At 38.9% G+C, this 26,286-nt stretch carries 20 protein-coding genes; 12 read left to right on the top strand and 8 right to left on the bottom strand.

The features are described from left to right. Position 1: 1 nt before the first annotated feature. Positions 2-1,327 (bottom strand): prenyltransferase/squalene oxidase repeat-containing protein, encoded by a 1,326-nt coding sequence (locus GGR22_RS08300; RefSeq protein ID WP_182493262.1) that lies wholly within the window; start codon positions 1,325-1,327, stop codon positions 2-4. A gap of 146 nt (positions 1,328-1,473) precedes the next feature. On the opposite strand from GGR22_RS08300, the gene GGR22_RS08305 reads away from it, so the two are divergent. Then, on the top strand, positions 1,474-3,294 hold the full coding sequence (locus GGR22_RS08305; protein WP_246336930.1) for a tetratricopeptide repeat-containing sensor histidine kinase: 1,821 nt from the start codon (positions 1,474-1,476) through the stop codon (positions 3,292-3,294). After that, the gene (locus GGR22_RS08310; protein ID WP_182493263.1) at positions 3,294-4,046 is read left to right on the top strand and encodes a LytR/AlgR family response regulator transcription factor; all 753 of its coding nucleotides are present in this window, start codon (positions 3,294-3,296) and stop codon (positions 4,044-4,046) included. Before GGR22_RS08305 ends, GGR22_RS08310 begins: the two co-directional genes overlap by 1 nt. Here the strand turns inward: GGR22_RS08310 and GGR22_RS08315 are convergent, their stop codons facing one another. From GGR22_RS08315 to panC, 6 genes are all read right to left on the bottom strand, one after another. Continuing rightward, complete coding sequence (locus tag GGR22_RS08315; RefSeq protein WP_182493264.1) at positions 4,047-6,017, bottom strand: transglycosylase domain-containing protein; 1,971 nt, start codon at positions 6,015-6,017, stop codon at positions 4,047-4,049. Positions 6,018-6,111: 94 nt separating this feature from the next. Then, a complete protein-coding gene (radA, locus tag GGR22_RS08320; RefSeq protein ID WP_182493265.1) occupies positions 6,112-7,476 on the bottom strand; it encodes a DNA repair protein RadA in 1,365 nt (454 codons plus the stop codon). Between the two features lie 4 nt (positions 7,477-7,480). Next, positions 7,481-8,623 carry an alpha/beta hydrolase gene (locus tag GGR22_RS08325; protein WP_121375873.1) on the bottom strand — a complete coding sequence of 381 codons (1,143 nt, stop codon included), beginning with the start codon at positions 8,621-8,623 and terminating at the stop codon, positions 7,481-7,483. Between the two features lie 66 nt (positions 8,624-8,689). Beyond that, positions 8,690-9,652: a lysylphosphatidylglycerol synthase transmembrane domain-containing protein gene (locus tag GGR22_RS08330; RefSeq protein ID WP_182493266.1), complete on the bottom strand. Its 963-nt coding sequence runs from the start codon at positions 9,650-9,652 to the stop codon at positions 8,690-8,692. Positions 9,653-9,659: 7 nt separating this feature from the next. Beyond that, the gene (gene panD, locus GGR22_RS08335) at positions 9,660-10,010 is read right to left on the bottom strand and encodes an aspartate 1-decarboxylase (RefSeq protein WP_121375875.1); all 351 of its coding nucleotides are present in this window, start codon (positions 10,008-10,010) and stop codon (positions 9,660-9,662) included. A 20-nt stretch (positions 10,011-10,030) separates the two neighbouring features. Beyond that, positions 10,031-10,879 carry a pantoate--beta-alanine ligase gene (panC, locus tag GGR22_RS08340; protein WP_182493267.1) on the bottom strand — a complete coding sequence of 283 codons (849 nt, stop codon included), beginning with the start codon at positions 10,877-10,879 and terminating at the stop codon, positions 10,031-10,033. Between the two features lie 106 nt (positions 10,880-10,985). Between panC and GGR22_RS08345 the strand changes: the two genes are divergently transcribed. The 8 genes from GGR22_RS08345 to GGR22_RS08380 all read left to right on the top strand — a co-directional run bounded on the left by GGR22_RS08345 (position 10,986) and on the right by GGR22_RS08380 (position 23,060). After that, a complete protein-coding gene (locus GGR22_RS08345) occupies positions 10,986-11,792 on the top strand; it encodes a glycogen/starch synthase (protein WP_121376267.1) in 807 nt (268 codons plus the stop codon). Between the two features lie 17 nt (positions 11,793-11,809). Then, a complete protein-coding gene (locus GGR22_RS08350) occupies positions 11,810-13,426 on the top strand; it encodes a DUF4270 domain-containing protein (protein WP_182493268.1) in 1,617 nt (538 codons plus the stop codon). A 12-nt stretch (positions 13,427-13,438) separates the two neighbouring features. Next, a complete protein-coding gene (gene glmS / locus GGR22_RS08355; RefSeq protein ID WP_121375878.1) occupies positions 13,439-15,283 on the top strand; it encodes a glutamine--fructose-6-phosphate transaminase (isomerizing) in 1,845 nt (614 codons plus the stop codon). A 106-nt stretch (positions 15,284-15,389) separates the two neighbouring features. Further along, entirely contained in the window at positions 15,390-18,197 is a 2,808-nt protein-coding gene (locus GGR22_RS08360) for a carboxypeptidase-like regulatory domain-containing protein (protein ID WP_182493269.1), read from the top strand. Positions 18,198-18,226: 29 nt separating this feature from the next. Next, on the top strand, positions 18,227-19,738 hold the full coding sequence (locus GGR22_RS08365; protein WP_182493270.1) for an SGNH/GDSL hydrolase family protein: 1,512 nt from the start codon (positions 18,227-18,229) through the stop codon (positions 19,736-19,738). 228 nt (positions 19,739-19,966) lie between these two features. Next, positions 19,967-21,478: a F0F1 ATP synthase subunit beta gene (atpD, locus tag GGR22_RS08370; protein WP_121375881.1), complete on the top strand. Its 1,512-nt coding sequence runs from the start codon at positions 19,967-19,969 to the stop codon at positions 21,476-21,478. A gap of 47 nt (positions 21,479-21,525) precedes the next feature. Then, complete coding sequence (locus tag GGR22_RS08375) at positions 21,526-21,807, top strand: FoF1 ATP synthase subunit delta/epsilon (RefSeq protein ID WP_121375882.1); 282 nt, start codon at positions 21,526-21,528, stop codon at positions 21,805-21,807. 107 nt (positions 21,808-21,914) lie between these two features. After that, the gene (locus tag GGR22_RS08380; RefSeq protein ID WP_182493271.1) at positions 21,915-23,060 is read left to right on the top strand and encodes an aminotransferase class I/II-fold pyridoxal phosphate-dependent enzyme; all 1,146 of its coding nucleotides are present in this window, start codon (positions 21,915-21,917) and stop codon (positions 23,058-23,060) included. Here GGR22_RS08380 and GGR22_RS08385 read toward each other — a convergent pair. After that, positions 23,044-24,135, bottom strand: a complete 1,092-nt coding sequence (locus GGR22_RS08385; RefSeq protein WP_182493272.1) for an AI-2E family transporter — start codon at positions 24,133-24,135, stop codon at positions 23,044-23,046. The genes GGR22_RS08380 and GGR22_RS08385 overlap by 17 nt on opposite strands. A gap of 219 nt (positions 24,136-24,354) precedes the next feature. On the opposite strand from GGR22_RS08385, the gene bioD reads away from it, so the two are divergent. Both bioD and bioA read left to right on the top strand, forming a co-directional pair. Further along, entirely contained in the window at positions 24,355-24,972 is a 618-nt protein-coding gene (gene bioD, locus GGR22_RS08390) for a dethiobiotin synthase (RefSeq protein ID WP_182493273.1), read from the top strand. Between the two features lie 18 nt (positions 24,973-24,990). Beyond that, the gene (gene bioA, locus GGR22_RS08395) at positions 24,991-26,262 is read left to right on the top strand and encodes an adenosylmethionine--8-amino-7-oxononanoate transaminase (RefSeq protein WP_121375886.1); all 1,272 of its coding nucleotides are present in this window, start codon (positions 24,991-24,993) and stop codon (positions 26,260-26,262) included. Positions 26,263-26,286: the final 24 nt, after the last annotated feature.

Consider the following 26,286-nt stretch of genomic DNA (forward strand, 5'->3'; position numbering starts at 1 on the left):
ATTATTGTAAGTTTTTGATATCGTTTTCAATAGTAAGAATCATCAGGCAGGCTGCCGTGCAGAATACAGGACTGGTGATGCAGTGATGCCCGTTCCAGCTTCCGTCGCTGTTTTGGATGCTGATGATTCTGCCGCTCACGTCATCGTACCATTTTTTCCATTCGTCATCTTGATTGACAATCATGGATTCTCCGGTTTGTAAGAAGCTCAAGAATTCTTCGCCGCCGTTATTTCCAAAACCGCTTATCACGTTTTTGTCCATCGCTTTTACTTTTGCGGATTTGTATACTTTATCAGCCACGTCATATACTTCGGCTTGTTCTTCAGAAACGCCTGCTTTTTTGAGATTTTCTTTATTCAATACAGCATTACGGTCTAGTTTTCCTTCGCTTTTGGCTTTATTGATAATGGCATTGGCTTCCTGTGATTCTTTGGCGCTGCCACGTACCGAACTACTCACTGCATATAACATAACTCCAGCTCCGTCTTCCGTTTTTACGCTTTCGCTTTCTGCGTTGTAATTGCTTTTTTGGTATTCGCGAGATTTTTTCAGCTTTTCAGAATCGACTTTCACATCTTTATTTTTTGCCGCATTTTCAAGGCTCGAGCTGGCAAAAGATGACTGTAATACGCCAGCCCAACCCGCTCCTTTTACTTTTCCGTTCTCGTCATACGACTTCTCAATTTTGTTCACGCAGATTTGGATGGCCTCTTTTACCTGAGTTTTTAAAGCTTCCTCTTTTAGCAAAGGATACACCTGATTCAGAAATTGAAGTGTCAGGACAGCATCAATGTTTTCTCCTAACTTGTTTTGTATTTGTGTGCCGCGGACTTCGGTTATGAAATTGGGATTGTTTTTCGTCTTTTCGATTTCTGAAAGAAGATAATTCAGGCTCTTTCTTAAGGTCTCGCTGTATTTTCCAGATTCTAAGTTGTAGCCGCAACGATACAATGCCATAGCCGTCATTGCCGTTGTTGCCGGATCAGAACTCACGGCATGTGGATCCATTACATTTTGTCTTGCATGCGAACCTGCGCCCCAGCCACCGTCTTTGTTTTGAGCTTTGATAAGCCACAATTCGCCTTGGACAATTTTGTCGTCGATTTTCGCATCTCGTTTTACTTTTGCATACCCTTCCGACGGCTGTTCGCCCATAACCGTCATAAAGACACACGGTTTTTCTTCTTCTTTACCTTCTGGAAGTGAAGCGAGTTTTTTAGTCTCAGGAGTTTTATCGTTCTCTACTATAGAACGGTTATTTATAATTCCCACAGAGATATAACATCCTGCGAGAAAGACTGCAACGGAAATAATTCTTGTTTTCATAATAAAGGTTTTATTGATTTGTAGGGTAAAATTATCTCGTACGTCAATTCAGTTTTTCCACAAATGGTGAAACGGGCTTTTCAATTGGTGAAAGGAATAGGATAAGAGGTTAGAATTATTTTACTTTACATTGCAGAAAATACGTAATGATGAAAATAAGAAATGCTTTGTTCTTTTTTGTTTTGCTGTTCGGTATCCAAATCGTTACGGCTCAAGACACTATTAAAAAGAAAGGCAAAATGGACGTTAAAAAGTACAGTGTCAATCAGGCAGCAGCTGAGGTGAAAAAATCCTTGTCGCAAGATGAAAATGACTTGCTGACAGCTCAAAAATATGAGGCTTTAGCGAAGCAGCTTTCGGCAAAAGGAGAATATGCAAAGGCAGAAGAATATCTGAAAAAAGCCCGTGATATTTATGCCAAACGCAATAAGAAAAAAGAAACGGCCAATATCAGCCGTGGTATCGCCAAAGCTCAAGAATCGCAAAACAAAACTGAAGATGCTATTGTAAGTTATGAATCGGCAAGCCAGACTGCTACAGACAAGGTTGCAGAAAGGATAAATTATAATGATGCGGAACGGTTAAAAAACAGTACTCCAGAGCAAAAATCAGATTATATTTTATCTAATATTGATTTGTTAGAAAAAGAAGGTAAAAAAGAAGAAACGGCCGAAGCCTATCAGCAGATGGCCAAAAATAGTATTGACAGGAATGATGCCAAAGCAGCGGTTGAAAATTATAAGAAAGCGCTAGAAAATGTAAGACATAAGCCAGAAGAAGCCATCAAGATTAAGAGTGAAATCGCCAAGGTATATGCTTCGGAAAATGAATTTGACAAAGCCATTGAAATCAATAAAAAGCTTATCAACGAAGCGAAAGAAAAGAACGATTCCGAAACCCAGATTCTTCAGATGCAAGAACTGGCGACAGTCTATTTTAAGCAGCAGGATGCCGAAAAAGGAATTTCGGTATTAAAAAATGCATATGAACTTGCGATCCAAAATGGCAAGACGCTCTTGGCTAAAAACAGCTTGGAACAGTTGATAAAAGAATACAATGCCAAAGGGAATGGCGATAAAAGTATCGAATTGTATGAGAATTTTTTTGAGAACTTTGAAACCCTCATTAAATCAGATAATTCCTTAGTTGATTCTAAAGTTTTTCAGGTAACAGAAGACCGGATCAAACATTTGGAAAAAGAAAAGGCTTTGAAAGATGAATTAATCAGCAAGAAAAATACGTTTAATTATTTTCTCTTGGGTTCTGTTTTGCTAATGATTTTGCTTTTTGTTTTTATCGTAAAAGCCTTGTATTCCATCAAGACCAAAAACAAGAAAATTGCCTTGCAGTCGTTACGAAGAGAAATGAATCCACATTTTATTTTTAACAGTCTTAATTCTGTAAACCAATTTATTTCTGAAAATAACGAGCTCGAAGCCAATAAATATCTGACATCGTATTCCAATCTGATGCGAAATATGATGGAGAATTCCAACAAAGATTTTGTTTCGCTGAATAACGAGGTAGAGCAACTAAAAAAATATTTAGACTTAGAACATTTGCGTTTCAATGAAAAATTTGATTATGAGATTACCATTGATGAAGCGTTAGATGGCGATGCGGTTTTTGTTCCCAACATGCTGTTGCAGCCACACCTGGAAAATGCAATTTGGCATGGCCTCCGCTATAAGGAAGGAAAAGGATTTTTAAAACTAGATTTCAAGCTCAAGAACAATTTGATCAAAGTAACGATTGACGATAACGGAATCGGACTCAAGAAAAGCCAGGAATTAAAAACTACAAATCAAAAAGTGCATGAATCCCGTGGCGTGACCAATACGCGAGAACGAATCAGCCTTTTGAACGAGCTGTATAAAAAGAACATCACTTTCGAAATTTCAGAGAAAGAAAGCCCAGAGACAGGAACACGAGTCGAAATCAATTTTCCATTAATAGACAGAATCTGATGGTATTGCAAAAAATAAAAAGCGTCATAGTCGAAGATGAAACGGCGGCACGGGAAGTGTTGAAAAACTACCTGCAGAAATATTGTCCGCAGATTGAGGTTGTTGGTGAAGCCCAAAATTTTAAGGAAGCCGTTCCGTTGCTTCATGAAGTGCAGCCGCAATTGGTTTTTCTCGATGTGGAAATGCCGTTTGGAAATGCGTTTGATGTTTTAGAAGCCTGTAAAGACTTACAGTTCGAGACGATTTTTGTGACCGCTTTTTCAGAATATTCCCTAAAAGCTTTGAACCAAAGCGCGGCTTATTATCTGTTAAAGCCCATCAGCATTGAAGAATTGATTACCGCGGTAAACAAAGTACAGCAACATATCGTAAACCATGAAATTTTTAACCGAAATAAGATTATCGTTGAAAATTTCAAAGAAACCAAACCCGAGAAACAGCAAGTGATTCTTCCTACCTTAGAAGGCTTTGAAGTCGTGAAGATGGAAGAAATCGTAAGGCTTCGCGGCAACGGAAATTTTACCGATTTGTATCTGGCAAACGGACAGAAAAAAATGGTCTGTCGCTTTTTAAAGCATTTTACCGAAATCCTTCCTTTTCCGTTTGTACGTGTCCATAAGTCGCACATCATCAACATCAACGCTGTAAAATCCTATCATAAAGGGACAGGCGGTTATGTGACGCTGGAAGACGGCTCGGAAATCGAAATCTCTCCTAATTATAAAGAAGAATTTCTAAAAGCTTTTAAATAGCTAAAAATCAAATTCCTCATCAATGGCCATAGAATCTACAGCGGTCGAATCGGGTGCTTTTATTCTCAAAAAGGAACGAGCCGGACCAGTAATTTCTACAGGGAAATGTTTTTGGAGCGTATCGTCTTGCGTCAGCAATCCACGGCGAATCATCAGGTTGGTCATGTATTCGTTTCGCTTTTCGGCAAAAGATTTCAGTTTTCCTTGGTTGTCAAATTGCCACATAAATCCTCGTGGCCTTGGAACGATGCTTGCCAAAAACAAGGATTCGTTCAAGTTCAATTGCGACGGATGTTTTCCGAAATAGAAATAGGCGGCTTCTCCGATTCCATATACATTTGGTCCCCATTCGATAATGTTGAAATAAACTTCCAGCATTCTTTCTTTGCTGGCAATTCGATTGTTTTCCAAGATATACACCAACAGAATTTCTTCCAGCTTGCGCGAAAGCGTTTTTTCTCTTGTCAAGAAAACGTTCTTGATTAACTGCATGCTGATGGTACTTGCCCCGCGCGAAAAACGTTTGGTCTTGATGTTTTTGATAATCGACTGTTTGAACGCTTCATTGATAAAACCGCGATGCGAGAAAAAGGACGGATCTTCTGAAGTCAGCACTGCTTTTCGGATATAAGGCGAAATCTGGTCCAAAGGTGTGTAGTTTGGGTTTGACATTCCAACTTCTATCTGTCGCTGACGAACTCCATTTATGATGGCGCGATACGCAAAATCGCTATTCAACTTGTTGAGGTTGGCTTCGCCGTATTTGGTGATTTTCAAATCTTCTTTTTTCAGCTGGCTGTCAAAAACCAATTCTCTTGGCTTGTTTTTGTTGTACAGGAATTCTAGGTTGTAACTGAAGTTTCCTTCAGCTTCCATACCTTCAAAATTGGAAAAAAGTCCTTCAGGCAGGGAAACGATAAAATCTTGTGCCTTCATTTTCGGAATTTTCACTTTCAGGGCATAAATCTGATTTTTGTCTTCTTTTACTTTCTGATAAAAAACATATGGCGTGAATTTCATCTTGTTCAGCGTAACCGAAGAAGTGCTGTCAATCGCAATAAAATCTTCTCCAAAAAGCAGGTTGTAATTGAAATTTGCCTTTTTAATGACAACATCCTTATTGGCAATTTTTGGATGATTTACGGTAAAGTTTGCGATAGAAGTAAAGCCGTCAATATGCAATTCGCCACCGTCCATTTCGATATTAGAAACATTAAGGCGAATCGAATCGAAGCCCGCTTTCATGTTGAAACGTTCATCGACATAAGGAATTCGGATTTTGCCCGTATCTACATTAAAAAATCGCAAGTCAGTCTTTTTATTCCTTGGATCGGCAAAGCCCTTGATTTTCCAGTTCTGCTTAAAATTATCTGCCGTGACGCCGATAGTAGTCTCTAGTTCTTTGTCTTCCAGATGTAGTTTTTTCAAATCTAGTTTTACCTTTCTGCCCATGTCGTCCATGCGGAGCGAAATGTTTTCCAGATTCATGTCGGTGGGAATCAGATTCAAGGCTTGGTTTAAGAGTCGGTAGGCTTTTTCGGCATAATTTGTCTCTACATTCGTGGTGTCTTCGTTGGATTTTCGTTTCAAGAAAGCGTCGAAATTGCGGCCTTTTTCGTTTTTAACCAGCTGAACAAAACCGTTTTTGACATGAAGCGTTCCTAATTGCACATCGCCAGTCAGTAGGCGCCAAAAGTTGATATTGGTCTTGATGCTTTCGACATTCAGCAAAGTGTCCGCGTTTTTCGGAACCAGAAGTACATTCTCTAGAGCAACTCCCGAAAAACCTTCGAACGATGCTTTTTTAATGGAAAAATTGCTGTCGTAATCTCGTTCCATCTTGTCAGAAACTTTTGCGACAGCTTTTTGCAGTATGGAATTTCTAAAAATAAAAAATGTGCCTATGGAAAGCACAAAAAGCACGCCTATGATTTTTGCAGCGAGGATTGCTTTTTGTTTTCTGGATCTCATTGAGGATTTGTGGTTGGTTTAAAAAACAAATATAACGATTAATGGAAAACCAATAGTTAAATAGCGGTAATTAACAGCATTCCTCACTACTACGCTAGCCAAATAATTCGCTTACTACGTCTTCGATTTTTGAAACTAGACGGATTTTTATAAACGTATTTTTGAGCGTAATCTTATTGTATTTTGAAACGAAAATGGTAGAAAAGCCTAATTTTTCTGCTTCTTGGATTCTTTGGTCAACGCGATTGACGGGACGAATTTCTCCTGAAAGCCCGACTTCGCCAGCAAAACAGAAATCTTTTCCGACAGGAATATCTTCATTGGAAGAAAGAATCGCGGCCACGACAGCCAAGTCAATAGCAGGATCATCTACAGAAATACCTCCGGTAACGTTCAAGAAAACATCTTTGGCGCCTAAGCGGAAGCCAGCTCTTTTTTCCAATACGGCCAAAATCATGTTCAGTCGCTTGGCATTGTAGCCCGTGGTGCTTCGTTGTGGCGTTCCATAAACGGCGGTGCTGACTAGGGCTTGGATTTCAATCATCAATGGACGCATGCCTTCAAGCGTTGTCGCGATTGCAGTTCCCGAAAGTTCTTCTTCTTTATGGGAAATCAAGATTTCAGACGGATTTGAGACCTCCCTTAAGCCGGAGCCTTGCATTTCGTAGATTCCTAATTCTGCCGTAGAACCGAAACGGTTTTTTAGCGAACGCAAGATTCTGTAGATATGATTCCTGTCGCCTTCAAACTGCAAGACAGTATCAACCATATGTTCTAGGATTTTTGGTCCCGCAATGTTTCCGTCTTTCGTAATATGTCCGATCAAGATGACCGGAATATTGGTTTCTTTGGCAAATTTGATCAGTTCGGCAGTGGTTTCCCGAATCTGTGAAATGCTTCCGGCAGAAGACTCAATATAATCGGTATGAAGCGTTTGTATGGAATCGATAATGACGATTTCTGGCTCGATGGCTTCAATCTGCTTGAAAATATTTTGCGTTTTTGTTTCGGTAAGGATATAGCAGTTATCACTCAACGGATTGATTCTTTCGGCACGCATTTTTATCTGCTTCTGGCTTTCTTCTCCGGAAACGTACAATGTTCGATAGGGTAATTTTAGAGAAATTTGCAAAAGCAACGTACTTTTTCCGATTCCAGGTTCGCCTCCTAAAAGAATTAAAGAACCAGGAACAATACCGCCACCTAGAACACGGTTTAGTTCTCCGTCTCTAGTGTCCATGCGGACTTCTTCGGTGCTGTCGATTTCATGGATTTTTAACGGCTTCGTAACTCTTTTTGAATCAGGCGAAGGCGTGCTTTTCCAATCTTTCTTGTCTTCTTTTTGGATTATTTCTTCGGCAATCGTATTCCATTCCTTGCAGGAATTGCATTGGCCTTGCCACTTTGAATATTGGGCGCCGCAGTTTTGGCAGAAAAAAGTCGTTTTTATTTTTGACATATATTTATTTGCTCTTCATTTCATCTGCTTTTTCAAGCATCATGTCTTTTGTCAAGTCGCCAATTTCATTTTTTGTGTAAGCGTTTTGGTACGATTTGAAAGCACGTTTGAAATCTCCAGTGTGCTCATACATCATGCCCATCTCATAATCGGCAAGCATTGCTTTTGGGTAGCTTTTTCTAGCCATGGCAGATAATTTTTCAAACTCAGCATAGGCTTTGTTTTTTAGAATAGCGGCTTCAATTGCCTTAAAGTCATTAACACGAATCGGCATCTTTATTCCTAAAGATTTTTCGATGATTTCATATTTATTAGCCAAATAATCAGCATAACCGCTTGGAAGCGTTGCAATTTTTTCTTGGAATTCTACAGTAGAAATAGGTTGGTAGGCAGAGAATATCTGGTACAGCGCATTTGGAACTGCAGGAAGCACTAAAGAATAATGCGTAGCATTTTTGAATTCGTCAAAGCGATAATTGACGTTCGGGTTGCTCATCTTTCTGATGTTTTCATCAAGTTCTTTGATTTTTTTCTGCATTTTTTTCAAATCGCCATCGGCTGTTGCTTGGTAATAGAAAATCGGCTGTTTGAATGTAGCAAGGCGCTCCGCAATTCGGGTTTCCATTTCTGGAGCAAATTCAGGGCTTAAGGAAATATAGGCATTAAAAACAGGCTGGTCTTTGTAAAGATAAAAATTCAAAAATCCAGCGGTAGTGTCATGTCCGGCAATAACCCTGAAAGGAGCGATCCTGTATTTTTTTTCTAATGCAGGAATCAATTCAGAGCCAATAAATTCGTAGAAACGGGAACCGCCTTCTTCTGGCAATCCAGTTTCTTTATCGAATTGACTGTCGTTGAAACGTTCGCCGTTTTTGTTTTGGCTGATTCCGACGATGATTACCGGCGGCAGATCGTCCCAATAATTAGCATAGGACAAAGCGCCTGAGAAGGCATCAAAAAGATATTCTCCATCGAGGAGTATTAAGAGCGGAAATTTTCTATCGGGTTCTTTTTCATAGGCAGGCGGAAGGGAAATCATGATCTGGCGCGTACCGTTTAGTTTTTCAGATTTTACTTCTTCAACACTTTTTTGGGCGAATAGGCTAAAAGAAAAAATGCAAAAAGCAGCAGTTATGAAGTTTTTCATTGCGAGGGTTTTTGGTTAGTTAGCATAGAGACAAGAGGTCTCTAAATAGGAAAGCAAGATAATAATTTATTTTTTCCTATTGAGGATCGGCAAAAGCAAAAACGAAAGTCCGCCTAAAATAATTATTTGTACGGTTTGCGACGTCCAGATAATCCAACCGAAAGCAGTTCCCGCTTCTTTTGGAATTCCGTATAACGCTAAAATACCAGCAATTAGTACAGGAAAAACGCCAAAACCTCCGTTTGAGAAAGAAATAGCCAAGCTTCCGATTACGAAAGCGGTTACCACAACGCCAAAACTGATGCCGCTTGTTTCTTGTAAAGCAAAAATAGCAGTATAGAACGTTAATACATAGCCAATCCAGATGATAGCGGTATAAAACAAGAAGGACCACTTTTTCTCCATTCTCCAAACACTCAAGAGGCCTTCTGTCAATCCAGAAATTTTTCCTTTGATCATCAGGATCCATTTGGATTTTGAGTAGACAAAAAGAAGAATGGCGGAAAGGAAAATCACAAAAGCCACAATTCCGTAAATCAATAATTTTTCTACAGGAATCGTATTTAAAAGGAAGGTTTTTAAGACTTCAAACTGCAATAAGACGGCCGTCGCGATGAATAACAAAAGGATAATAAAGTCGACGACTCTTTCGGCAATAATGCTCCCGAAAGCCTTGTCAAAGGGAATGTCTTCGTATTTTTTTAATACCAAAGCTCTGGAAACTTCTCCTGATCTTGGTATCGTCATGTTCATAAAGTAAGCAATCCAAACGGCCATGAAATTATTCTTGAACGGAGAATGGTATCCCATGTGTTCTAGCATAAATCTCCAGCGATAGGCTCTGGCAGCATGGCTGATGAATCCGAAAATCAGGGCGATAAAAATATAAGTGTAATCGGCATTTCGGAAGTAGCTCTTCATTTCCTCCAATTGTTCGGGAGTAAATGAATTATAGGTATATATAGTCAAAAAAACTCCCAATAGAATTGGGAGCAGGATGGATAGTATTTTGCTGATTTTTTTCTTCAAAAGACTTTTAGGTTAAGGAGTTATCCTTTTCATTAGGGAAAACGAGCGTCGGTTTGAAAGTCTTGGCTTCTTCAAAATCTAAAATTCCGTAGGAAATGATGATGATGATGTCGCCTTTTTGTACCATTCTCGCCGCAGGGCCATTTAGGGTAATCTCGCCGCTGTTTCTGTTTCCTTTGATCGCGTAAGTTTCTAGTCGCGCGCCATTATTGATGTTTACAATAGAAACTTTTTCTCCTTCAACAATATTGGAGGCTTCCATCAACGCTTCGTCGATCGTGATACTTCCAATGTAGTTTAAATCTGCTCCAGTTACCGTAACACGGTGAATCTTGGACTTAACAACTTGAATTTGCATGGTGCAAAGGTAATTATTTTTTAATTTAATGAAATATTATCTATCAAGCGGATGCTGTTAATAAAAACAGCAATGAAAGCGCGGTATTTTTTACTGTTATCTTTTTCTTGTATCGGCAGTAATTGGTCTTCGTCTGCAATCTGAAAATACTCCAGCTTGAACTCTGGATTTTTTTTAAAAACGCTTTCAACCCAGTTAGTAACTTCTTTTGCACTTTCCGTGCCAAACTTTTCTTTGGCAGTTTTTAAGGTCTTGTATATCAGGGAAGCATCTTCTCTTTGTTGTGCAGAAAGTCTTTCATTTCGAGAGCTCATGGCTAGTCCGTTTTGTTCTCTGAATATAGGGCAGCCTATAACATTCACGGGCATTTGATGCTTTTCGACCATTTTTTTTACGATCTGCAGTTGCTGAAAATCTTTTTCTCCAAAATAGGCATTGGTAGGATGTACGATTTCAAAAAGGCGCTTGACAATTGTGCCGACACCGTCAAAATGTCCTGGTCGGTGCTCGCCTTCCATCTGGTTTTCTAATCCGTCGAAATTGAAAGAGGCAGATACGGTATTCCCGTTGTAGATATCCTCAACGCTAGGAGCAAAAACCAAAACCTCTTTGCTGACGTTTTCGATTTTTTGAGTGTCTTTTTCTAAAGTCCTAGGATATTTTTCTAAATCTTCAGCATTATTGAATTGGGTAGGATTTACAAAAATACTGACCACCGTTACTGGGTTTTCGCCAAGTGATTTTTCAATCAGTGACAAGTGTCCTTGGTGCAGTGCGCCCATTGTTGGAACAAACCCGATTGTCGTATTTTCTTTGGCAACCGACTTTAAATGGTTTTTGAGATCTTCTTGTCTGTTGAAAATGAGCATCAGCTTAAGATTAAATTGAGTGCAAACTTACCATTTTTGTTAATAACTGCATAAATTTTTGTAATTTTGCATGTTTTTATATGCAATAAATAAAGTTCAAAACAATATGGAGGATAAGAGGATATTGTATGTATCATCTGAGGTAGTACCTTACTTGGCTGAAAATGAAGTATCTATAATGTCATATGACGTTCCGAAAATGATCAATGATCAAGGGGGGCAGATTAGGATTTTTATGCCACGATATGGAAACATAAATGAAAGAAGGCATCAGCTGCATGAAGTTATACGTCTTTCTGGAATGAATCTGGTGGTAAATGATTTGGACATGCCGCTGATTATTAAGGTAGCTTCTATACCGAAAGAAAGAATCCAGGTTTATTTTATCGATAATGACGAGTATTTCAAGCGCAAAGCTACTTTTACGGACGAAGAAGGAGTTTTGTATCCGGATAACGACGAAAGAGCGATCTTTTTTGCAAAAGGAGTGGTTGAGACGGTAAAAAAACTAAACTGGGTTCCGGATATTATCCACGTTCATGGCTGGCTGGCTGGCATGCTTCCAATTTATATGAAGCATTATTATAAAGATGAGGCTTTGTTTTCTGAAACAAAAATAGTCACATCGGTTTACAGCCAAGGTTTTGAAGGAAACTTGGATATGGAAATGATGAAAAAAGTAGCTTTTGACGGTATTCCAAATGAATCGATCGAGCACTTGGCGGAGCCAAATTACGAGAACATAATCAAGGCTTCTGTTATGCACTCAGACGCTGTCATTATTGCTTCGGATGACCTGTCTCCAAGTTTAACAAAATTTATAGAATCATCGGGAAAACCTTTTTTACCTTTCGCCCCGAAAGATAAGTTTGCAGAAGCTTATACTAATTTCTATAGAAATCAAGTTTTATAAAAAACATTACTAAAAATATGCTTAATAATTCAATCTTTAAGAAGGTTCTTTTTCTTGTCATGGGCCTTGGATTTCTGCTTTCTTGCGACAGCGAATACAATTCCATAGGTGCGGACATTGTGGATGATAATGATCATTTTGGATTCATAAAAAATGACGCTTCTTCAATTGTTGCATTCAATCAAAAAACAGGCGCTGTCCAAACAAATAATCTTTCTGTAAATCCATTAGGCGTATTTGATAGTGGTATTTTCGGAAAAACTACAGCAAATTTTGTTACGCAAGTAGAGCTAAAAAGCGAAAACCCTAAATTTAGGGATGTACCTTCCTCGGCAAAGATAAAATCAGTAGTCTTGAACATACCTTATTATACTACTTTCCTTAAGACAGAAACTGATGGTAGCAACAAGTATGAGCTTGATTCTGTTTACGGAAACATCGCCAATAAAATAAAACTGGGCGTTTATGAAAATGGCTATTATTTAAGAGATTTTGATCCAAATGGCGGTTTTGTTGATGCGCAGAAATTCTATTCTGATCAAAATGCTGTTTTTAACAGTGTCAAAGGAGCAAGATTAAACGATTCTTCAGATTTAAGCCAGAACGATCAATTTGCTTTCAGTCCGTTAGAACATGTGATCCAGCCAGAAGAAGAAGGCGGTGATATAGTAAGAGAGCTTCCAAGCATGAAGCTGAACTTAAACAAAGATTTTTTCTATAATAAATTGATTGCGTCTAGCGGCAACTTGGTAAACAATAACGTTTTTAAAAACCATTTTAAAGGATTGTATTTCCAAGTAGAAGAAATTTCAGGCAGCGCTTTGGCTTTGTTGGATTTTTCAAAAGGAACCATCACCATGACGTATGAAGATAAGAAAATAAAAATTGTAAACGGTGAAGAAGTTGATGATGGCGTTGAAGAAAAAACACTTGTTCTTAACTTAAAAGGAAACACGGTAAGCTTGTTGGATAATGCCTCTACAAGCGCCAGCCAAACGTATGATAATATAGTAGGTAATCCGGTAACAGGAGATCAAAAATTATATTTAAAAGGCGGAAATGGTTCTGTAGGGATGATTGATTTGTTCGGAGGTGGCGAATCTGCTGAATTAGAAGCGCTGAGAACTGAAGCAATTTCGAATAACTGGCTTATCAATGAAGCCAACTTGGTTTTTTATGTCGATCAGCCTACAATGACGAATAATACGGATCCGAATAGGATTTATGTGTATAACGCAAAAGATAACATTCCATTGGTAGATTATCTTTTTGATACGTCAAATGGCGGAGGAAAAACTAAATATTCGAAAGTAACTTTTGGCGGAATTGTCAAGCTGACAGGAAATGCTGACGATACAAATAGAAAAGGAATTCAATATAAGGTCAGAATTACAGAACACATTAAAAGAGTATTGCTTAAAGACTCTACCAACGTAAGATTGGGTGTTTCTGTAACCGAAGATATTGTTAAATCAACTAGCGTGGCATTGCGAACGCCTTCACCGGCTTTCAAAAAAGTGCCTTTCTCTTCAGTAATGAGTCCGCTTGGAACAGTTCTTTTTGGAAGTGCTCCAGTACCATCTAATGAAAACAAGAGATTAAAGCTTGAAATTTATTACACTAAGCCTAACTAATACGATAAAATTATGTGTGGAATCGTTGGATATATTGGTCATAGAGATGCATATCCTATTATCATAAAAGGACTAAAAAGATTAGAATACAGAGGTTACGATAGTGCAGGGATTATGCTATATGATGGCGAGTCCATGAAAGTATCGAAGACAAAAGGAAAAGTGTCTGACCTTGAAGAAAAAGCAAAAGAAATTTCCACAAACGGAAATATCGGAATCGGCCATACGCGTTGGGCGACACATGGTGTCCCGAATGATGTGAATTCACATCCGCATCTTTCCAATTCAGGAGATTTGGCAATCATCCATAACGGAATCATCGAAAATTATGAGCCGTTAAAAAAAGAGCTGATCAAGAGAGGCTATGTTTTCAAATCGGACACCGATACAGAAGTCTTGGTAAATCTTATCGAAGACGTTCAGAAAAAAGACAAACTAAAATTAGGAAAAGCAGTTCAGATTGCCTTGAACCAGGTAGTAGGAGCCTATGCGATAGCTGTTTTTGATGTAAAAAAACCAGACGAAATCGTTGTGGCCCGTTTGGGAAGCCCTTTGGCTATCGGAATAGGTGAAGATGAATTCTTTATCGCTTCTGATGCTTCTCCATTTATCGAATATACTTCCAATGCTATTTATTTGGAAGACGAAGAGATGGCCATTGTTAGAAAGAACAAATCCATCAAAGTAAGAAAAATCAAAGATGATTCTTTGGTAGATCCTTATGTTCAAGAGCTTCAGATGAATCTTGAGCAGATTGAAAAAGGAGGCTACGAGCATTTTATGTTGAAAGAAATCTATGAGCAGCCAAGCGTAATCAAGGATACCTATAGAGGAAGACTTTTGGCCAACAAAGGAATTATCCAGATGGCCGGTATTGAAGATAATCTTGAAAAATTCCTCAATGCAGAAAGAATTATCATTGTAGCTTGTGGAACTTCATGGCATGCTGGTTTGGTTGCAGAGTATATTTTTGAAGAATTTGCAAGAATCCCGGTTGAAGTAGAATATGCCTCAGAATTTAGATACAGAAACCCGATCATCAACCCAAAAGATGTAGTTATCGCTATTTCGCAATCAGGTGAAACGGCAGATACGCTTGCAGCGATTAAGTTGGCGAAAGAAAGAGGAGCTTTTGTATTTGGAGTATGTAATGTAGTGGGTTCGTCTATTTCGCGCGAGACGCATGCAGGTGCTTACACGCACGCTGGTCCGGAAATCGGCGTAGCATCAACAAAAGCATTTACGACTCAAATTACAATTCTGACATTGATATCGCTTCGTTTGGCTAAAGCAAAAGGAACTTTATCTAATTCAGATTTCCACAGATACCTTCAAGAATTAGAGGTCATTCCTGAAAAAGTAGCCGAAGCGCTTGCTACAAATGATATTGCAAAGACTATTGCTTCTATTTATAAAGACGCTCCAAACTGTCTTTATCTAGGAAGAGGTTATAATTTCCCAGTGGCATTAGAAGGCGCGTTAAAACTAAAAGAGATATCATATATCCATGCTGAAGGCTATCCTGCGGCAGAAATGAAACACGGTCCGATTGCCTTGATTGACGAAAAAATGCCAGTTATTGTAATTGCTCCAAAACAAGGACACTATGATAAAGTTGTCAGCAATATTCAGGAAATTAAATCAAGAAGCGGTAAAATTATCGCTGTGGTAACAAAAGGCGATACGCAAGTAAGAGAATTGGCCGATCATGTTATCGAAATTCCAGATACTGCAGAGGCGCTGACTCCGTTATTGACTACAATTCCGTTGCAGCTATTATCTTACCACATTGCTGTCATGAGAGGATGTAATGTCGACCAGCCTAGGAACTTAGCAAAATCTGTGACTGTAGAATAGACAGTATTTTATAAAAAATATTATTAAAAGCGAGAAATTTTCTCGCTTTTTTTATTGATATCAAATTTATTTGTACTTTGGCTATATAAACTAACAAATTCAAACCATGAGAGTGTATTTTATTATTTTGTCATTGCTATTCTGTGGAGCCGCCTTTGCCCAGAATTCAATTTCAGGAGTCGTTACTGATGAAACGAATCAGCCCCTTCCTGGAGTAAGCATTAAGGTAGTTGGAGAGTCAACATCTACAGTGACAGATGTTGAAGGAAAGTTCCTTCTGAAGCCAACAAAGCAACCCCCGTACAATGTTGAGATTTCAAGCGTTGGTTATGCTACGCAATCGATTGAAGTCAAAACATCAGGACAAAAATTAGAAGTACAGCTTTTAAGCCAAGATATTAATCTTGACGAAATCGTAGTGTCGGCTTCTAGAACACCGGAAAGAATTCTTGAATCTCCCGTAACCATTGAAAGAATGGGAATCAAGGATGTAAAAAACACTTCTTCGGCAACTTTCTATGATGGTTTGGAAAATCTTAAAGAGGTTCACTTCAACACCAGCAGCTTGTCGTTCAAATCCATCAATACTAGAGGATTTGCTACGGTGGCTAACACGCGTTTCATGCAGCTGGTTGATGGAATGGACAACTCTTCGCCAGCATTGAATTTTGTTTTAGGAAACTTGATCGGACTTTCTGAACTGGATGTTCAGAGTGTTGAGTTGCTTCCAGGAGCTTCTTCAGCTTTGTACGGTGCCAATGCCTTCAACGGAATCTTGTTTATGAACAGTAGAAGCCCTTTTGACCATGAAGGCATCAGTTTCTATGCAAGATATGGTAAGACCAACCAAAAGCTGGCCGGAACAAATGATTATTATGATTTTGGTATTCGCGTAGCTCACAAATTCTCTGATGTTTTTGCAGCCAAAGCGAATTTTACATATTTAAAAGCGACCGAATGGATTGCTGGTGATGAAAGAAGTATGACTAATGGTGGGCTTGGCCATGGAATCAACCAGAACTATGACGGTTTGAATATTTATGGTGATGAGGTGACTACGTTTATTCCAAACGTAGGACAAGTGAGCAGAACAGGTTATTATGAAGAAGATATCAATGATAACTCTATTGAAAGCGTAAAAGCCGATTTCTCTTTACATTTTAAGCCAATGAAAGATGATTTCGAAGTAATCCTGCAACATAAAGTAGGTATCGGAAGCACCATCTACCAAGGGGCGAACAGATACAGGCTGGAAGACTTTATCATGCAACAAAGCAAAATAGAAATTAAAAACAGAAACTTCTTTGTACGTGCTTACATGACAACTGAAGATGCTGGTAATTCTTATGATATGCGTTTTGCAGCGTGGAATGTTAACAGAGCATGGAAAACCGATCAAGAATGGTTTACAAACTATGCAACAGCTTACCAGCTTTCAAGTGCTGTTATGGGCGCAAATACAACTCAGGCTGCTGGAATTGCAAGACAATTTGCAGACTATAATCAATTGCCTGCTGCGCTTGCTGGCTTGCCACAATTTGCAGTTCAGCCAACAGGAGGTCCACGATTTATGCCAGGTTCACCTGAATTCAACAATGCTTTGGCAACAGTTATTCAAAATCCTGACTTGACTAAAGGAGCAAGATTTATTGACCAATCACAATTATACCATGCGGATGCAAACTATAACTTCAAAGAACTTATTGATATTGCAGAAATCCAAGTAGGTGGATCTTTCAGAAAATATAAGTTAGATTCTCAAGGAACAATCTTTACAGATTTTGACGGGCCTATCAAATATGACGAATATGGTATCTATACTCAAGTTCAAAAGAAATTCATGGAAGACAGGTTGAAATTTACAGGATCTATCCGTTATGATAAATCACAAAACTTCGACGGACAGTATTCTCCAAGAATATCATTTGTGTATTCTGCCGGCGAAAGAAAAAATCACAATTTCAGAGTGTCATTCCAAACAGGTTTCAGAAACCCAACCACTCAAGATCAATACATTGGTTTGGATTTAGGGCCATTTGCTTTAGTAGGTTCTGCTGAAGACAACCTTGACCGTTACGTAGAGACGATGAACGTAAGTGCGGCGGGACAAGCTTTAGGAGCTCCAGCTACTGTTACTTTATCAGGAAGAGATGCATACAATTCTGCTGTATATTCTGTACCTTCAGTTCAAGCGTTCTCATTATCTCAAAATCCTGCCGATTTAGAAATCGTGAACATCAAGCTAGTAAAGCCGGAACAAGTTAAGGCTTTCGAAGTAGGATATAAATCAGTTACGGAAAATGGAATTGCAGTCGATTTGAATGCTTACTATAATATTTATAATGATTTCATGAGCACTTCTCGTGTAATCAGACCTTATTATGGAGAAGTTGGAGCTGATTTGGCAAATCCAAACGTCCTTTTAGGATTGCAAGCTTTGTCAAACGGAGACCGTAGAGTATACCAAGTTTACACGAACACGACTGAAGATGTAACTTCTTTCGGATTCGGTGTAGGATTGTCTAAAAAAATCTACAAAGATTTCGAATTCGGAATCAATTATAACCATGCACAATTTGATTTTGACCAAGCAAAAGATCCTTCTTTCATAGCAGGTTTCAATACGCCTAAACATAGAGTGAAAGCATCTCTTGGTAATCAAAATTTGTTCAAGAATTTTGGATTTAACTTTAATGCAAGATGGAGCGATGAATATCTATGGCAGTCTTCTTTTGCTGATGGTATGATTCCAGCAGTAACTGTTTTTGATGCTCAGATGAATTATGCAGTTCCGTCTATGAAATCTGTATTCAAAATAAGCGCATCGAATCTTTTCGGAAACGATTACCTTCAAGTTATCGGAGCAGGAAGAATTGGACAGCAATATCTAGTTTCTTGGATTATCAATCCTTAAATTAAGACTAACGTTATAAAAATAATATTATGATAAAAAATTTCAAATGGTTGCTCTTTGCTTCTTTAAGCTTGAGTATTGCCTGTTCAGATGATGATTCGGAGTCTACAGAAATTCCGGTATCGCCAGGATCTGCTGATTTTTCAAAATATGTTGCCTTAGGAGATTCATTTGCGGCTGGTTATAGTGATAACGCTCTTTTCAAAAGAGGCCAAGAAAATTCATATCCTAGCTTTTTAGCGCAGCAATTCGCATTAGTAGGAGGTGGAGATTTCACCGTGCCTTACATGGTTGATAATGTTGGAGGATTTTCATTAGGCGGAAACCAAGTGCCTCAATTTCCTACAAGGTTGTATTTTAACGGAGTGGGACCTGTAAATGTTTCAGGTGTTTCGGGCACGTCAATAACAGATCAATTAACAGGAACGTATAACAATATGGGGGTTCCGGGATCGAAAAGCTTCCACCTGACTATAGCTGGATACGGTGCGGCAAATCCTTATTTTGGAAGATTTGATTCATCAGCAGCAGCTTCTGTTATAGGCGATGCGGTTGCTCAGAATCCGACATTTTTCTCCTTATGGATTGGAGGAAATGATGTATTGAGCTATGCTATTTCTGGAGGTGTTGGTGTTAATCGCACAGGAAACATGGATCCTTCTACGTATGGTTCTAATGATATCACAGACCCTACGGTTTTTGATAATGTATATAATGGTCTTGTTACGGCTTTGACGGCGAATGGCGCTAAAGGAGTTGTTGCTAATCTTCCTTATATCAACACGCTTCCATATTTCACGACAGTTCCTTACAATCCGGTTCCGCTTGATGCAGCTACTGCAAATCAATTGAATACGCAATTGTTAGGTCCGGTAAAACAAATATTGACTGCTCTTGGGCAAGGAGATCGTTTGACAACTTTAACAGCAGGAACCTCAAATCCGTTGCTGATTAAAGATGAATCTTTAGTAGACTATTCTGCTCAAATCACGGGCGCTTTAATTGGTGCTGGTGTTCCGGCTCCACAGGCAGGCCTAATGGGCAGCTTGTACGGACAAGCACGACATGCCAAAAAGCTAGCCAACGGAAGCTTTGTAGATTACATCCTATTGCCGACACGTACGATTATCGGAACACCACAAGCAGGAGTTCCAGCTCCTTTTAATACAATTGGAGTTACCTATCCGCTGCAAGATGGTTCTGTGTTGACAAATGCTGAAGTAGGAGAAGTAAGAGTGGCCACTGATGCTTACAATATTACGATCCAAAACGCAGCAAATGCAAAAGGCTTGGCGTTGGTAGATACAAAAGCAATAATGAGCCAGTTGTTGAACGGAGGAATCCGTTTCGGGAACCACCATTTAACGGCTACTTATGTGACCGGTGGTGCTTTCTCTCTAGATGGTATCCATCCTTCAGCAAGAGGTTATGCTTTTATAGCGAATGAATTCCTAAAATCAATAAGCGCGACCTATGGTTCTTCTATGCCGGCTATTAATATAGGAAACTACCCGATCCAATATCCGCAATCTTTAAATTAAGATTATACTCATAAAAAAAGCCATTATGTGAAAGCATAATGGCTTTTTTTGTTTTTAATAATTCTGCATACTTATTGTCTTGCTGCTCATTAAACAGACAATCCTATATTTTTTTCGTATTTTTTTATAAAAACATTATTAAATTTTCATTTTTAAAACTATCTTTGCGCTCTGAAAAAAGAGGTGTTTTTCATAAACCTAAATAGCTATTTAATAAATACATAAGTAATGTCAAAAGTAATAGGAAAAGTTGCTCAAATCATTGGTCCAGTAGTTGACGTAGTTTTCAACGGTAAGGATGTTGAACTTCCAAAAATTTATGATTCATTAGAAATCACTAAAAAAGACGGTACATTATTAGTACTTGAAGTACAATCTCACATTGGAGAAAACACTGTTCGTACAATCTCAATGGACTCTACAGATGGTTTAAGCAGAGGCTATGAAGTTGTTGGTACAGGAAACCCAATCAAAATGCCAATCGGTCCAGATGTTTACGGTCGTTTATTCAACGTAATCGGAGATGCTATCGATGGTTTAGGAGATTTGCCAAAAACTGGTGAAAACGGATTGTCTATTCACCGTCAAGCACCAAAATTCGAAGATTTATCTACATCTTCTGAAGTTTTATTCACAGGTATCAAAGTAATCGATTTGATCGAGCCTTATGCAAAAGGAGGAAAAATTGGATTATTCGGTGGTGCTGGTGTTGGTAAAACAGTATTGATTCAGGAGTTGATTAACAATATTGCAAAAGGTCACGGTGGTCTTTCTGTATTCGCAGGAGTAGGTGAAAGAACACGTGAAGGAAATGACTTGCTTCGTGAGATGTTAGAGTCAGGAATTATCAAATACGGAGAAGAATTCATGCACTCTATGGAAAATGGAGGATGGGATTTGTCTAAAGTTGATAAATTAGGAATGAGAGAGTCTAAAGCTACTTTCGTTTTCGGTCAGATGAATGAGCCACCAGGAGCTCGTGCTCGTGTAGCACTTTCTGGACTTTCTATCGCTGAATATTTCCGTGATGGAGCTGGTTCTGATCAAGGAAAAGACGTTCTTTTCTTCGTTGATAACATCTTCCGTTTTACACAAGCTGGTTCTGAGGTATCTGCACTTTTAGGACGTATGCCATCTGCGGTAGGTTACCAACCAACATTAGCAACAGAAATGGGTGCGATGCAAGAGCGTATCACATCAACAAATAAAGGATCTATTACATCGGTACAGGCGGTTTATGTTCCTGCGGATGACTTAACGGATCCAGCACCGGCAACAACATTTGCCCACTTAGATGCAACAACAGTATTGTCTCGTAAAATCGCTGAGTTGGGTATCTATCCTGCAGTAGATCCATTGGATTCTACTTCAAGAATCTTGACACCACATATCTTAGGTGATGAGCACTACAACTGTGCACAAAGAGTAAAAGAAATTCTTCAAAAATACAAACAATTACAAGATATCATCGCGATCCTTGGTATGGAAGAGCTTTCTGAAGAAGATAAACTATCAGTTTCTAGAGCTCGTCGTGTACAACGTTTCTTGTCTCAGCCATTCCACGTAGCAGAGCAGTTTACAGGTATTCCTGGAGTTTTGGTTGATATTAAAGATACTATCAAAGGATTCAACATGATCATTGATGGAGAATTAGACCACCTTCCAGAAGCGGCTTTCAACTTGAAAGGAACTATCGAAGATGCTATCGAAGCTGGACAAAAAATGTTAGCTGAAGCTTAATATTTAATAGCTTAAAGCCTAAAGCTTAAAGCCTAAAGCAAAAAAAAATGTATTTAGAAATTATATCGCCAGAAGCAAAATTATTTTCAGGACCTGTAACTTCGGTTACTGTTCCAGGAATTGACGGAGAATTCCAAATGCTGAACCATCACGCCGCAATTATTTCCATCTTGGCAAAAGGGGATATCAAGATTGCTGCTGACAGCTTTACTTTTCCAAAAGAAGCAGAAGGCAAGTTCTTTTTAGGAGATGACAAAAAATATCATTTGCCTATCGAATCGGGAACTTTAGAAATGAACGACAATAAAATCAACATTCTAGTAGAGTAGTCTGATTTTATTCCGATAAAAAAAGCCTGGCAGTAATGCTGGGCTTTTTTATTTTGTATTGGAACCTTCTTTCAAACAAAAATAAAAGTTGCTTACATTTGCCCCATATGAAACGATTTCCACCCTCTTTATCACACAAAATCGAGCAGCGAGTACAAAGCAATTCGTTTAGGATATTGCCAGAACCAAATGATTTAGTTGATTTTGCCTCGAATGATTATTTAGGATTCTCAAAATCTGAGGCCATCTTTAATCAGACGCATCAATACCTTTTGAATCATGGAATAATCAAAAACGGCGCTACAGGTTCTCGTCTCTTATCTGGAAATCACATCGTTTACAAAGAATCGGAAGAATATATTGCCCAATTCCATGAAGCAGAAACAGCGCTCCTGTTTAATTCTGGATACGATGCCAATGTCGGTTTTTTTAGTGCTGTGCCGCAACGCAATGATGTTATCTTATATGACGAATACAGCCATGCTTCCATCCGTGATGGCATTCGGCTTTCTAATGCGAAATCCTTTAAATTTCAGCATAACGATCTAGAAGATTTAGAAGCTTTGGTTTTTAAATACAAGTCCGACAAATCCGAAATTTATATTGTGACGGAATCTGTTTTTTCTATGGACGGCGATTCGCCTGATCTCGAAAAGCTCGCTGCATTATCAGAAAATAATGGCTGTTATTTGGTTATTGATGAAGCTCATGCGTTAGGCGTTTTCGGAGAAAAAGGACAAGGACTGATTCAGGATCTCAACCTACAGGACAAAATTTTTGCCAGACTAATGACTTTCGGAAAAGGATTGGGCTGCCATGGCGCCGCCATTTTAGGCACGCAGGATTTGAAAGACTATCTTGTCAACTTTGCCAGAAGTTTTATTTATACGACAGCTCTATCGCCGCATTCTGTAGCAGGAATTTTAACCGCCTATAAAAATCTAGAAGCCCAGAAATCAGAAATCCAAAATCTGAAAGAAAACATTCTTTATTTCAATCAAGAAAAGCAGCGGATAGGATTAAAACAAATCTTTGTCCGAAATAAATCAGCGATCCAATCCGCTATACTGCCCGGCAATGAAAAAGTAAAAGCGATTGCTAAAAAACTGCAAGAAAACGGATTTGACGTAAAGGCAATCCTTTCGCCGACAGTTCCAGAAAATCAAGAACGACTGCGTTTCTGCTTGCATAGTTTTAATTCCAAAGAAGAAATTACCAATGTTTTAGAAATGCTTGCTAGGTTTTTATTCTAGGCCTTCGAGGCTTGAACCAATGCGTATCTTCTTCACCAAACAAATAAGCGTAGGGCTCCGTATCGGGACTCAATTCAAATAGCTTTTTCAAGATAGCAATTGTCGGGATGATTAAGATCATTCCTACTACTCCCCAAATGGCACCTCCGATCAATAATCCTAAAAAGGTAACAAAGGCATTCAGGTTTACATTCGCTCCCGTAATTTTTGGTGTTAGAAAACTGCTTTCCATAAACTGGATTAACGTAAAGGCGACGACTACCGCAAGAGGATAGAACAGACTGTCTTTGGTCAGTAAAGCAAAAGTAAAAGGCATCAGCGCCCCTACAAAAGGGCCTACATACGGAATGATGTTCAAGAGTCCGGCAATCATACCAAAAAAGATAGCATGCTTGATTCCTAAAGCAAATAATACGGCCGTATTCACGATTCCTAAAATAATCATTACTTTTCCGGCCCCGATAATATAAGCATGAACAATCCTTCGGATCGAAACCATATGTTCTATAAGCACTTTATTTCGTTGTTTTTCGAATACTTTCGTGACAAAAACAGCCAGATGATCTCTATAAATCAATAAGAAAAAGATAAAAACAGGCAGAAGGATAATGTTAGATAACGTACCGATTGTCGTAAAAAGCATTTCAGAGATATTTGTATTTCCTGATTGAATGAGCGCCATTATTTTCTTTATTTCGAAACCATTTCCCATACCCATATCAAGCCCTATGAATTGCTCGATGCTCGTATTTATTTTTATGGCAAACTTGTTCAGGCTTTCCTCCATATTCATCTCCACATCGTTTGTGAAGGTCTGCAGCTGCGTGACAATAAAGTATATGAGCCCCAGCGTCAGCAAAATAATAATAAGAAGCGCGATAAAAGCACTCAACGATCTTGGGATTTTCCATTGTTCTAAGCGATTGCAGAAAGAAGTCATCAGCATTGCGATATAACCCGAAACAAGCAGAGGAACTAATATTGCCTTAGCCATGATCATAAAAAAGATGATAATGATAATAAGCAATGAAATATAAACGGCCTTCATGTAAGATGGTACTTTTGCTATTGTCATTTGGTCTAGAGTGTTAAATTAAAGGGATGGTTCTATCAAATTTAGCAATTAAAACAACGGTTACGTTCAAAGACTACAATAAAATCTTACGAAATTCACATGTTTTTAAGCGTTAGGGCAGTATTCATGAGACTTCCATAAAAATTATAATTCAGCGGCTCCTGCAGTATCAATTCCAAATCGTACCTTTGAAATATTCAATCTGCAGAGTATACAAACATGAAAATTTTCATTACAGGAATAGGAACTGATGTAGGAAAAACAATTGCTTCAGCGATTATTACCGAAAGCCTTGAGGCTGATTACTGGAAACCGATCCAAGCTGGTGATGCCGACAATTCCGACAGCCATAAAATAGCATTGCTGCTTTCTAATCCAAAGACTAAAATCCATCCGAACAGTTACTTGTTGCAAACGCCTGCAAGCCCGCATCTGGCAGCTTTACTTGATGGAATTACGATAGATAGTAAGAAAATAAAAGAACCGAAAACCAAAAACCATCTTGTAATTGAAGGCGCTGGCGGTATTTTCGTGCCTCTCAATGATAAAGATACTATCATCGACTTGATTCAAGACGACTATAAAGTGATTGTAGTTTCCAGACATTATCTGGGAAGCATCAATCATACATTGCTGACGATTGCTGCCCTGCAAAGCAAGAAATTGGATATTGCAGGAATTGTCTTTAACGGCAACGAAAATAAAGCGACCGAAGAAATCATATTGAGCAAGACCGGATTAAAATGTATAGGAAGAATAGACGACGAGCCGTATTTTGATAAAAACGTGATCCGCGAATATGCCTACCTGTTTGCCGAGAATCTGAAAAGCCTTTAAGAACTAAGAAACAACAACATGACCCTTTCTGAAAGAGACCAAAAACACAACTGGCATCCCTATACACAACATAAACTGGCGAAACCCGCTATTGCGATCTCAAAAGGCGAAGGCGCTCTGTTATGGGATGAGAATGGAAAAGAATATATTGATGCGATTGCTTCGTGGTGGGTAAATCCGTACGGGCATAGCAATAAATTTATTGCAGATGCCATTTATGCGCAGCTTACTTCCCTAGAACACGTTTTGTTTGGCGGCTTTACGCACGAACCTGCTGTATTGCTTTCGGAAAAATTAATGGAAATCCTGCCAAGCAACCAAAAGAAGCTGTTTTATTCAGACAACGGGTCGACAGCTGTAGAGATTGCCTTGAAAGTAGCCCTGCAATATTACTATAATAAAGGAGAGAAACGTACCAAAATCATTGCTTTCGAAAATGCCTTTCACGGCGATACGTTTGCGGCAATGGCGGCCAGCGGAATTTCTTTCTTTACCGAAGCTTTCCGAGGCTCGCTGATTGAAGTGGTGCGTATTCCGGTTCCGACAAAAGGAAAGGAGAAAGAGTCTTTTGAAGCTTTAGCACAATTGACCAAGACGAATGAGTTTGCCGCTTTTATTTTTGAGCCGCTGGTGCAAGGCGCGGCGGGTATGGTCATGTATGAAACTTTTGCGCTTGACAAGCTTATGGCAATCTGCAAAGAGAATGCTGTCTTTACGATTGCAGACGAAGTCATGACCGGATTTGGAAAGACCGGACAGCATTTTGCCTGTGATTATCTTGAAAACGAACCCGATATGATGTGCCTGTCGAAAGCCTTGACTGGAGGAACGATTCCTATGGCAATCACGACATTTACTCAAGAATTGTTTGAAGGTTTTTATGATGATGATGTCAACAAAGCATTATTCCACGGACATACTTTTACTGCAAACCCAACCGGATGTGCCGCAGCGCTTGCCAGCCTGGAACTGCTTCAGACTGTTGAAATGCAAAAGAACATCCAAAGAATACATCAAAACCATCTTAGATTTCAAGAAAAGATCAACAGCCATCCAAGAGTGAAGGAAACCCGAACGCTGGGAGTAATTTTTGCCTTAGAGATACAAAGAGATGCAGCAGAAAGCTACTACGGAGATTTCCGAAACAAGCTCTATGATTTTTTTATTGAAAACGGAATCATCCTCCGTCCGGTTGGAAACATCGTCTATATTTTGCCTCCGTATATCATTTCAGACAAGCAGCTGGAAAAAGTATATGCTGTTGTCGAACAAGCTTTGGAAATAGTTTAAATTTGTTTCGAAAACAATCTTGTA

Source organism: Flavobacterium gossypii, assembly GCF_014138495.1.
Taxonomy (GTDB): Bacteria; Bacteroidota; Bacteroidia; order Flavobacteriales; family Flavobacteriaceae; genus Flavobacterium; species Flavobacterium endophyticum.